Raw genomic sequence first — 11,201 nt, forward strand, 5'->3', positions numbered from 1 at the left:
GACATAATCATATATTATATGATATATTTTCGGAAGTGATTACATACTATTTTTGAGCAGGATTCTATAAACAACAATTAAAGAGTATTGATGGGCAGGCAAAATCTTAAGTTTAAAATGGAAGCGCTTTATGCTTGCCGTTTTCTTGATTGAAATTTATTGAATTAGCAGAAATAACTGTGAAGTGAAAAAATGTGATCGTTATTTTTCAAAGGAGGAATCTTCAATGAGCACATCGCTAAGTAGAAAAAATGCATTTTATGGCCATTTCATAAATGGGCAATGGATATCCGATCAACATACAATCGCTGTTATGAACAAATATAACAAAGAAGAAATTGCTCAGATTGGCAGGGCATCCCGCGAAATTGTTTCTGAAGCGGTGACCAATGCATTGGAAACCTTTAATACGAGAAAGCTAGATTCCAATCAACGCTACGAGATTCTAATGCGTGCTGCGGGTATCTCTAAAGAGAGAAAAGAAGAGCTGGCGATGATTCTGGTTCAGGAAGTCGGTAAAGTATTGAAGGATGCCAGAGGGGAAATCGATAGAGGAATCCAAACGATGATAGCTTCAGCAGAAGAAGCAAAACGGATTGCCGGTACAGGTGTTCCTTTGGGGCAGTCTGGAAACGACAATAAGATGGCTTTCACCATCAGGGTTCCTGTTGGAGTTATCGGTGCGATCACCCCGTTTAACTTCCCGTTCAATCTCACCATCCACAAGGTGGCTCCTGCGTTGGCAGCGGGTAATACAATCGTGTTGAAGCCGGCTGAAATGACGCCGCTCATTGCATGCAAGATAGCAGAAATCTTTTCCGAAGCTGGATTGCCCGCAGGTTTCCTGAATGTGGTTAATGGGTTTGGGCAGGAAACAGGTCAATACCTTTTGGAGGATGAACGAATTGCGATGTTCACTTTTACAGGGAGTCCCGGCGTAGGCCGGCACATTAAGAGCAGTACGGGAATTCGTAAGGTTACTTTGGAATTAGGAAATAACTCCCCAAATATCATTCACAAGGATGTCCCTGATTTAGACAGAGCAGTTGAGCTCTGTGTCACGCGAGGGTATGTGAATGCCGGGCAAGCCTGCATCTCTGTGCAACGCATCTACGTTCATAGAGATATCTGCGATGTGTTTGTAGAAAAGGCAGTCAAGGTGGCACAGGGCTTGAAGGTTGGTAATCCGGAAGATTCTTCGACGGACATTGGTCCCATGATTTCCGAGAAAGAAGCCAGGCGTGCGGAAGAATGGATCCAGGAAGCTAGTCGTCTCGGGGCCAAAGTGGTATATGGAGGGAAAAGGCGGGATTCGATTCTAGAACCTACTATATTAATAGATGTGAAACCTGAAATGAAGGTAGTCTGCCAGGAAGTGTTCGCGCCGGTGATCAGCATCATTCCTTTCGATAACATCGAGGAGGCTTTCCGTCAGGCCAATGATACGAAGTTCGGCTTACAAGTTGGTTTATTTACATCCGATATCACTTTAGCGATGCGGGCATCACAGGAACTCCATTTTGGCGGTGTGATCATCAATGATGTTTCTACATTCCGTGCCGACATCATGCCGTATGGCGGCGTGAAGGACAGCGGAATTGGCAAAGAAGGACCGCATTATGCCGTGCAAGAGATGACAGACGAAAAACTTGTCGTCATCAATCTTTAAACTTGGGAGGTAAGGGATATGAGAAACACATGGGATTTTTATTCTACCGAAAGAATCGTATTTGGAAACGGGGCAATCGGGCAATTGGATTCAATCCTGCAAAGGTTAAAGGCGAAAAACATTTTGCTTGTTACTGACCCAGGGATTAAAAACGCTGGTATCGTGGACAGAATTTCATCGTTGTTGGAGCAAGCAAATTACGAAACAGTTATCTATGACCAGGTCGTACCGGAGCCGCCTGTTGATTCGGCGATGGACTGTTATAAGTTTGCTAAATCTCAAATGGATATTGATGCAGTAATTGGCCTTGGTGGAGGAAGCAGCATTGATATGGCGAAGATTGTCGCTTTGTTGGTCGCCCATGGCGGACATCCCCTGGACTATTATGGCGGGGAAAACCAGGTTCCTGGACCAATCGCCCCTCTTGTAGCGATTCCGACGACTGCTGGAACTGGTTCAGAAGTGACATCTGTAGCGGTGTTGACCGATGTGGAAAATAACCTGAAAGTTGGTATCTCGGATAATTACCTAAGACCAACCGTTGCTCTGCTTGATCCAGAATTAACGTTAGGGCTTCCCGCTTATGTAACAGCTTGTTCCGGAATTGATGCTTTATCACATGCGATAGAGGCATACACAGCCAAACCTTCTGCATATATCCAGGCAGAAGGAAGCATTTTATTCCAAGGTTCAATCCCCATAAGCGATGCACTCGCCTACAGAGCTATTGAATTGATTGCAAAAAACCTGCCGCTTGCGGTGCAGCAAGGGAGCAATCTCGAGGCACGTTCCAATATGCTAATGGGTAGCCTGCTTGCTGGAATGTCCTTTTCAAATGCAGGTACAGCAGCAGCCCATGCATTGGCTTACCCAATTGGAGGGCTTGTGAAGTCGCCGCATGGAGAGGTGACCGGGCTCTTGCTTCCATATGTCATGGAATATAATGCAGCTGTAGAAACAGAAAAAATGGTGAGGATTTCCCAGGCATTCAATGTGAACTCGGATGACCTCTCCGATAAGGAAGCCGCTTTGGCTGCTTCAAAAGCTGTGCTTACCCTGCTTGGGGAAATTGGACTGCCTACAAAGCTGACGGAGATTGGGATCAAAGAAGAGGATATTCCCGAAATTGCTGAGAAAACCCTCCAAATCGATCGCCTGATTCGGAATAACCCAAGAATGCCAACCCAGCACAGTTTAGAAGAATTACTTAGAAAAGCTTTATAGATTGCTTGTAAAGGAACGGTGTCCCTGGAAGGTTAAGCATCATAACCATTCATGATGGATCTGCAGACCGGGGCTGAAAGGATTTCACCATCTAATAGAATATTAATGGAGAGGAAGATGAAAATGTCTCTTATGCCTTTTACATATAGTATGCCGACACGGGTGGAGTGCGGTAACGGAATATCTGGAAAAACAGGGGAGCTAATTAGGGATTTAGGTGTATCGAGTGTGCTGATCGTAACAGATAAAGGGGTTAGAGGAGCAGGTCTCTTACAAGGCATTGAAAAATCCCTTGCTTCGGCAAACCTTTATTTTGAGATTTACGATGAGGTGGAGCCTAATCCATCAGCTCAAACAATCCAACAGGGGACAGTGTATCTTAAGCAACAAAAGATGGAGGCGGTTCTGGCTGTAGGCGGAGGAAGCAGCATTGACACTGCCAAGGGCATCGCGGCAATGGCTACTAATCCCGGCCATATCCTGGATTATGAAGGAGTTGGAAAGATTTCCAATCCCCCGCTCCCGATCGTAGCAATCCCGACTACGGCTGGAACTGGCAGTGAAGCTACTAATTCGACAGTGGTAACGAATAAGGAAACCTCTTTTAAATTAGGTGTACTTAGTTCACTTCTGTTTCCAAAGCTAGCTATATTGGATCCTGCCCTTACATTGAATTTGCCTCAAGAGATTACTGCAGCTACTGGTATGGATGCTCTTACTCATGCAATTGAATCTTACACCTCCAAATCTGCCAACCCTGTCAGCAAGGCTTTCGCGATGCAGGCCATTAAGATGATCGGTGAAAATTTAACACGATCGTACTTTGTGGGAACGGACATGGAAAGCAGAGAAAACATGCTTGTAGCCTCCTTGTTAGCTGGTGCAGCCTTTTCACAATCCCGACTGGGTAATGTACACGCCATTTCTCATACATTTGGAGGAGTCTTTAATATCCCGCATGGCATCGCAAATGCAGCACTATTGCCATTCGTCATGAGATTCAATCTTCCGGCATGTGAGGATCAGTATAGAGAAATTGCGATAGCTTTAGGAATGGATGTAAGCGGTTTATCCAATACACAAGCAGCCGAAAAAGCAATCGAAACTATCATCGAAATGAATCGGAGTATGAATATTCCTCTAAATATTAAAGAGCTTGGAGTCTCATTGGACGTTTTACCGAAATTAGTGGAAGATTCCATGCGAAGCGGTAACGTGGTCGTTAATCCAAGACTGACGAAGGCATCGGATATCCAACTGATTATAGAGAAGGCTTATGAGGGTGACTTTGAAGGATTTAATAATGGTAATCGAAATGCAAGCAGTGCAAAAAATTCAGAAACAGCCATCGTGAATGTATAAAAACCATTCAATTTGAAAATCACCTGGAATTTCAGGGGATTTCGAATCAGTTTCCCCTTTTTAACTTTTTTCGGACACATGGATTTCCCGCAGTATTTTTCTACCTGAATATAATTATCTAATGAGGTGACGTATGAAAAAGACCAATGGAAGATGGCTTGTAGTGGTACTCCTTTTCGTCGCAACAACAATCAATTATATGGATAGGGCAATTCTTGGCATTGCAGGACCCTCGATGATGAAGGATCTTTCGCTTTCGGCAGTAGAATTCGGGATATTGGGGTCAGCGTTCTTTTGGTCGTATGCCTTAATGCAGATCCCGGTCGGCGTAATCGTTGATAAATTGGGGGCACGCTTAACGTATTCGATTGCCATCGTTTGGTGGTCGCTCTGTACGGTGTTTACTGGAATGGGACGTTCGCTTGGCGGACTGATCGGTATCCGCGTTTTAATGGGAATCGGAGAGGCTCCAGCGTTTCCAACTAATACGCGCGTTATTTCAGACTGGCTGCCGTCACACGAACGGGGCATTGCAAACGGGATATTTAATTCTGGTACAGCTATCGGGATTGGCATAACGACACCCATTTTAGCATGGATCATCCAGACTTGGGGATGGCAAGCATCCTTTGTGGTAATTGGATCCATCGGTTTTGTATGGCTGGCATTCTGGTTATTCTTTTTCAAAAACCATCCAGAGCAAAGTAAGATTGCAAACGAGGCCGAAGTAGCCTATATCAAAGGGGAGCAAACTCAAACAGAAAAAGCGACGACACTAAACATCTCACCATTTAAATTCTTAAAATTCAGAAGTGTTTACCCTATGTTATACGGCTTGTTTGCCCATAACTATCTTACGTATTTAATGATGACCTGGCTTCCCACTTATCTTGTAGTCGAAAGGCAAATGACTCTTTTAAAAGCCGGTTTTTTTACGATGCTACCTTGGATTATGTCCTTTCTGGGAAATATTTTAGGAGGGGTGTTGTCGGATTTCTTAATTAAAAGAGGCTGGAATTCCATCAAAGCAAGAAAAACTGTTTTAACCATCGGCATGCTTTTTCCATTAGCCATAATACCGACTATCTATACAGACAGTGCCATAATGGCACTTACGTATATCTCGATAGCAATCGGCGGTGAAGGATTGGCTGCGGGCATTCTCTGGGCCACTGTTTCGGATGTTGCTCCAAAGGGTGCGGAAGGAAAGCTTGCAGGGCTGCAAAACTTCGTGGGGAACCTCGCTGGCTGGATAGCTCCAGTCGCAACAGGGATCTTAATAGCGAAGTTCAATAATTTCAATATAGCCCTGATCATACCTGTAGTCATTTGCCTTATTGCTGCTGTGGGGTATACCTTCGTTCTTAAAAATGAAAGGATTTCCATTAACACGGATATTGACGGGGGAACTAAAGTTTCAGGACTCTAATCTTTTTGTGTATATAATGAAGCGTTTGCAAATTCAACGAAAAAAGGAGATATATTCATGCTGAAAACTAGTGGATTAGTCAATTTATCTGAACTGAAAATGTATGTGAACGGTGAATGGACTGCAGCACTTAACGGAGAAACTTTACCAGTAACAAATCCATCAACAGGGAAAGTGGTTGCAAGGATTCCAAATGGAGGACGCCAAGAAACGCATGCGGCCATTGCAGCTGCTGAGGAAGCGTTTAAAACCTGGTCAAAACTGACAGCACAGGAACGCAGTAAATATCTAAAGAAATTGCATGACCTTATGCATGAATATAAAGATGAATTAGCAGAAATCATGAGTATGGAAATGGGCAAGCCCTTAACGGAAGCCCGGGGTGAAGTGGATTTTGCTGCAAGCTACCTGGAATGGTTTGCTGAAGAAGGACGCCGGATTTATGGGGAAACGATCCCTGCTTCTGCTGCAAATAAAAGGCTATCGGTGATTCGCCAGCCGATTGGAGTGGTCGCTTCCATTACCCCTTGGAATTTCCCGTTGGCCATGATGACGCGGAAAGTAGGACCTGCCATGGCCGCTGGATGTACAGTCATTGTCAAGCCTGCAAAACAATCTCCTATTAGTGCGTTAGCGTTTGGTAAATTGGTGGAAATGGCGGGAGTGCCTGCTGGAGTGGTCAGTATCGTAACAGGGAGTGCCGGACCTATATCGGATGAAATTTTTGAAAATCCGGTAGTAAGGAAAATTTCTTTTACAGGATCTACTGAAGTAGGCAAATTGTTGGTTACCAAGTCAGCCCCGCAGCTCAAGAGACTTTCCCTTGAGCTTGGAGGACACGCGCCGTTCATCGTCTTTGAGGATGCTGATTTGGAAGCCGCAGCAGCTGGTGCCGTTGCAAGCAAGTTCAGGAACACCGGACAAACGTGCGTATGCGCAAATCGAATTTACGTCCACCGTTCTGTCATCAATAAATTCTCTGCACTTTTTGTTGAAAAGGTACAAGCTCTAAAAGTTGGAAATAGCATCGATCCAACCGTTGAAGTCGGGCCTCTTGTCAGCAGTGATGGCCTGGAAAAGGTAGAGGAACATGTACAAGATGCCTTGGAAAAAGGTGCCAGCCTTCTTTGTGGCGGACAAAGAGTTGAAGGGGAATTGGCTGATGGATTATTCTATGAACCGACCGTTCTGGGTGGAGTGAACAAGGATATGCTCATCACATACCAGGAAACATTTGGACCGGTCGCACCAATCATCCCGTTTGATACAGAAGAAGAGGTGATCGAGCTTGCCAACAATACAGAGTACGGGCTGGCCGCTTATTTTTACACACAGAATATAAGCAGAGGAGTCAGGGTATCCGAAGCTCTGGAGTTCGGCATCATCGGATACAACGACGCCATTCCCACCGTTGCACAAGCCCCATTTGGCGGCATGAAAGAAAGCGGCATGGGGAGGGAAGGCGGCCATCAAGGCCTTGATGAATATTTAGAAGAAAAATATATATCGATGGGTTTTTAAAATAGGGCAAGAAAAGGCTTAAGGTGAAGGAGAATCCTTAAGCCTTTCCTTATTTACCTCATAAAAAGTCTAAATTCAAACACACGCTCCCCGTTGATTAACAAACCTCAGTTACAGAACCTAAGGCTAGGTTGCTTTACATCCTAAGACAAATAAAAAATATCCTGAAATTTTGAATTGGTAACGTGCAAATTCTTTTATAGACAAAATATTGACACAAGGAAGGTGCAAAGATGAATGTTACAGAAGTTAAAAATAAAATTGACAAGTTCACCGACGAGTTTATAGATAAAGGTAGATGTTAGAAAAGACTATATAGCAATAATTGGCATAGCACCAGAACTTGATTGAAATGGTAATTTCACCTATTTTACTAAAGTCAGATTCGAATGTATTAACGGAGAAAGAGGATTTTACTTTGATGCAGAAGAAGAGAAAATATTAAACAAATATGGATGCCATCATCCCTAACTAGATAAGCCTTTCCTGTTTACTTACGAACGGTTTTTTTTCGATAAAATCAACTCATTTTCGGGTTCGTTAAAGTTGAAAAATACTTTACGATCGTTCGTGATTTTAAATACACTGACTGCGACAGCCCTTTACTTAATGAACTCCCTCAGTTTAATAGATTATGCTCACGAATACTCGCTTATTCGCAGGATTTCAGACCACATGGTATAGGTTTCTTTAGATGAACGAAAGAGATAGGACCGTTTTGATAAGATGAGGGCAGATAAATAGGGGATCTGCTGAAAATCCAAGAGATATTATCACATACAAAATGTCCCTTGAAGAAGCAAGTCATGGTAATCAAATTTTTAATAATCGTGAGGATGAATGTATAAAAGTCGTGTTAAAACCTAAATACTCTTCTCTTTCCAAAAAGACTTCATACTTTGTATAGAAGTCTTTTTGTCTGTATTTTTTAGATGAAGGGTAATTCAACTATTTCTACTATTAATTTGGATAGGCATAGCATGGAGGTCTAAATCCTATCTTTGACATTGGCCAGGAATCATTCGTCATTCGTTAGGTATGTCTTTTTTTAACCAGGTTCTAATAAAGTAGCTTGCTGCGGCAACCTTTTTCTTAATGAACTAACGGGTTGGTTTAGCAGTTGAAGGAGGAAAAATGCGTACTCTCTGTTCAAAAAGCGATTAATAATGAATGAAGTCTCAATGGTTTTTTAAGAATATCAACGGTGTAAATTAAGTATGTCCTTGCAATGGAAAATAACTGTATAATATATTAGGGAATATTTTAATATTTAATTCAATTCCTTTTTTTGTCCATATGAAAGGAGATCACCATTGAGTGCTATAAACAATACTAAGGATATTTTGGAGCGAGTATCCGATGCATTTTATTCGTTAAATAATGAATTAAAATTCGGATATATAAATAATGTTACAGAAAAACTTTTACAAATTAAACGAGAAAATGTGATTGGGCAATATATTTATGATGTATTACCACACAGTGACTTACATAAATTTGTATCACGATATAAAAGGGCATTGTCGGAACAAGTACCTGCAGAATTTGAAGAGTTTTTTAATAATAGATGGTATGAAATAAGGGCATTTCCTTCTGAGGAAGGCTTATCTGTATTTTTTAGAGATATTACAGAACAAAAGAAAGAGTTTCAAAAAATTAATTTTCTAGCTAATTACGATGTTATAACAGAAATACCGAACCGTTTTTACTTTAATAAATACTTAAAACGAAAGTTACAATCACATTCTATTGGTGGTTCAGTTGCTGTTTTATTTATAGATATTAATAATTTTAAAAATATTAATGATACATATGGTCATGGTGTAGGTGATATGGTATTAAAACAAATATCAAGACAAATTGAGAAAGAAATAAATCAATTTGGTTTCATAGCTAGATACACTGGAGATGAATTTCTGCTAACGCTGGAAGACCTTGATGATAATGAAATTTCATCTGTGATTGAACGAATAATTGAATCATTTTCAAGTCCATTTTGTATAAATGGATTTGACATTAAAATTTCAATCTGTGTTGGAGTTAGCCAGTTTCCTAAGGATGGACAAAGTGAAGAGTTATTAATAAAACATTCGGAAAATGCAATGTATCAGGCAAAAAAAGAGGGTAGAAATAAATATAAGTTCTACGCCTTTGATGAAGATGAAGAAAGAGTGGATTCTTTAAAATTAGAGATGGAGCTCCATAAGGCGATAGAAAATAATCAGTTATTACTTCACTATCAACCTAAAATCAATTTAAATACGGGGGAAATTGTGGGTGTTGAAGCATTACTTCGTTGGGACCATCCAGAATGGGGAATGGTATCACCAGGAACATTTATACCTATTGCTGAAGAGACAGGATTAATTTTACCTATTGGAGAATGGGCTTTGAAAGCTGCCTGTAAACAAAATAAAACTTGGCATCAACAAGGTTTTTCAACAGTTGTTTCCGTCAATTTATCAGCTATTCAATTTAATCAGACTAATATAATTGATACCATTGAATCCATTCTTCAAAAAACAGGATTAGAACCACACTTTTTAGAAATTGAGATCACTGAAACTATGACAGCAGATATTGACCGTACAATTTTAATGTTACAACAGCTTAAAAAGATTGGTGTCCGTGTAAGTATTGATGATTTTGGTACAGGTTTCAGTTCATTAAGTTATTTGAAAAACTTCCCAGTTGATACCCTGAAGATTGACCAGAGTTTTGTGAGAGAACTTCATAACAATCCAAATGATGAAACCATGGTTAAAACCATTGTCTCAATGGCACATAATTTGAATTTGATTGTAGTGGCAGAAGGAATCGAAACAAAGGAACAACTGGTTTTTCTACAACAACATTTATGTGATGAAGGGCAAGGGTATTTTTTAAGTAAGCCATTAACAGCATCTCAATTACAAGAAAAACGGTTTGAAATCGAAAAAATAGTTGAAGAACATGGAATCTCTAAAGATAAAAATCATCAATTATTTTTGAAAGAATTTTTGGAATCAGCCCAAAGAGAGTTACAAGATACGATTCGTTTGCAGCAAGGGATGATATTTAAGTATAAAAAAATTAATGAACGATTTATTCATACACAATGTGATGGGGAATTATTATACCGTTTTGGAATAATTCCTTCTCAAGTGATAGGGAAAGAATTAGATGATTTCCTACCTTATAAAACAGCCATTGATAAAACTGCCTACTATAAGATGGCTTGGGAAGGAGAAGAATTTGTTACTTATGAGGACGAGCTAAATGGAATTAATTATCTTGCAACTTTACGTCCTATAAAAAAAGCGGGTGAAGTAGTACAAGTAATAGGTTCATGTATAGATATTACGAAACGCAAAAGAGCGGAGAAAGCTTTACAAGAAAGCGAAGCAAAATATCGATTGATTGCTGAAAACATGACGGACATAATAATGTTATTGGATACTAATGGAACGATACGGTATGCATCACCTTCCCTTGGAAAATTAATGGGTGCCCCATTAAATTCATATGAAGGTAAAGAGTCGTTCGATTTAATACATCCTGATGACAAACAAAGCGTAATGATAGGATTTGGACAAGTACTAAATACTATGAATCCGTTAAAAATGGAAGCTCGGTTTTTGAAAGTTGATGGGAAATCGGTATTATTTGAAGGCCTGGGTACCCCAGTACTTGGAGAAAACGGGGAGCCAGAACATTTTATATTACTAGGGAGAGACATTACAGAAAAAAGGGAAATGGAACAACAGCTGTCAAAATCAGAGAAATTATCAGTTGTGGGTCAACTTGCTGCAGGTGTTGCACATGAAATTAGAAACCCTCTTACTTCAATAAAGGGATTCATTAAACTTTTAGAAGAAGGAATTATTAAGAAAGAATTTTTCGAAACGATTTTCATAGAATTTAAGCGTATTGAGGAAATTCTTGAAGAATTTATTAATCTTGCCAAACCAAAAGAAATTCAATTAAAAAAATTTAATATTAAAAATATACTTATTG

General features: G+C 40.4%; 6 protein-coding genes. All 6 read left to right on the top strand.

Annotated elements, in window-relative coordinates; all coding sequences use genetic code 11:
* The first annotated feature begins 226 nt into the window (after nucleotides 1–226).
* On the top strand, nucleotides 227–1,669 hold the full coding sequence (locus ACWF5P_RS26935; protein WP_452445533.1) for an aldehyde dehydrogenase family protein: 1,443 nt from the start codon (nucleotides 227–229) through the stop codon (nucleotides 1,667–1,669).
* Nucleotides 1,670–1,687: 18 nt separating this feature from the next.
* Nucleotides 1,688–2,893, top strand: a complete 1,206-nt coding sequence (locus ACWF5P_RS26940) for a hydroxyacid-oxoacid transhydrogenase (protein WP_452445534.1) — start codon at nucleotides 1,688–1,690, stop codon at nucleotides 2,891–2,893.
* Between the two features lie 117 nt (nucleotides 2,894–3,010).
* On the top strand, nucleotides 3,011–4,255 hold the full coding sequence (locus ACWF5P_RS26945; RefSeq protein ID WP_452445535.1) for an iron-containing alcohol dehydrogenase: 1,245 nt from the start codon (nucleotides 3,011–3,013) through the stop codon (nucleotides 4,253–4,255).
* A 133-nt stretch (nucleotides 4,256–4,388) separates the two neighbouring features.
* Nucleotides 4,389–5,684: an MFS transporter gene (locus ACWF5P_RS26950; protein ID WP_452445536.1), complete on the top strand. Its 1,296-nt coding sequence runs from the start codon at nucleotides 4,389–4,391 to the stop codon at nucleotides 5,682–5,684.
* A 57-nt stretch (nucleotides 5,685–5,741) separates the two neighbouring features.
* Entirely contained in the window at nucleotides 5,742–7,205 is a 1,464-nt protein-coding gene (locus ACWF5P_RS26955; protein WP_452445537.1) for an NAD-dependent succinate-semialdehyde dehydrogenase, read from the top strand.
* 1,313 nt (nucleotides 7,206–8,518) lie between these two features.
* Nucleotides 8,519–11,201: EAL domain-containing protein (locus tag ACWF5P_RS26960; RefSeq protein ID WP_452445538.1), on the top strand; the 2,683-nt coding region annotated here is incomplete at its 3' end.

Source organism: Peribacillus sp. NPDC055009, assembly GCF_053608705.1.

Coding starts and splice junctions, on each gene's coding strand:
- ACWF5P_RS26935 (WP_452445533.1), top strand. CDS start 227: ATGAGCACATCGCTAAGTAGAAAAAATGCATTTTATGGCCATTTCATA.
- ACWF5P_RS26940 (WP_452445534.1), top strand. CDS start 1,688: ATGAGAAACACATGGGATTTTTATTCTACCGAAAGAATCGTATTTGGA.
- ACWF5P_RS26945 (WP_452445535.1), top strand. CDS start 3,011: ATGAAAATGTCTCTTATGCCTTTTACATATAGTATGCCGACACGGGTG.
- ACWF5P_RS26950 (WP_452445536.1), top strand. CDS start 4,389: ATGAAAAAGACCAATGGAAGATGGCTTGTAGTGGTACTCCTTTTCGTC.
- ACWF5P_RS26955 (WP_452445537.1), top strand. CDS start 5,742: ATGCTGAAAACTAGTGGATTAGTCAATTTATCTGAACTGAAAATGTAT.